Genomic DNA, 573 nt, shown 5'->3' with positions numbered 1-573 from the left:
CCGCCGCTTCAGCCCAACGATAGCCGTCACCGGTCGAACCGGTTTGCGGAACGGAGCAGCCGCCGACCGCGACGATGACGCTTGCAGCTGAAATGGTTTCGCCTGTTTGCAAAACGGCACCCCGGCATACCCCATCTTCCACGATAAGCTGGCGGACCGGCGCTTGCAGTCGAATCTCGACCCCTTGCCGTTTCAAGACATCGATCAAAGCTTGTGCCACCGTAATCGCCTTGTCCGTTACAGGAAACATGCGGCCGCGGTCTTCTTCTTTCAGCGCGACGCCGAGCTCCTCAAAAAAACGGACAATATCCTGATTGTTGAACTGGGCGAAGGCGCTGTGTAGAAAGCGGCCGTTCCCCGGCATTTGTTTGATCAGCTCGGGCAGCTCCTTGGCGTTGGTCACATTGCAGCGGCCGCCGCCAGAAATGATCAGCTTGCGTCCGAGCTTATTTCCTTTTTCCACAAGGCAGACGCGGGCGCCTTGCGCGGAAGCGGCGTTGGCCGCCATCAAGCCGGCAGGACCGCCGCCAATCACCAGTACATCATATGTCATGTGCTTCATTCCTTTTTGTC

Annotated in this window: 1 protein-coding gene; it reads right to left on the bottom strand. The window is 58.1% G+C overall.

Annotation, left to right across the window (positions count from 1 at the left end):
- On the bottom strand, positions 1–553 hold a 553-nt coding region (locus EDM56_RS30845; protein WP_483995141.1), incomplete at its 3' end, for an aminoacetone oxidase family FAD-binding enzyme.
- Between the last annotated feature and the right edge of the window lie 20 nt (positions 554–573).

The sequence above is a fragment of the Brevibacillus fluminis genome (genome assembly GCF_003710825.1).
Lineage (GTDB): Bacteria > Bacillota > Bacilli > Brevibacillales > Brevibacillaceae > Brevibacillus_D > Brevibacillus_D fluminis.
This window is presented reverse-complemented; position numbering and strand designations above follow the sequence as displayed.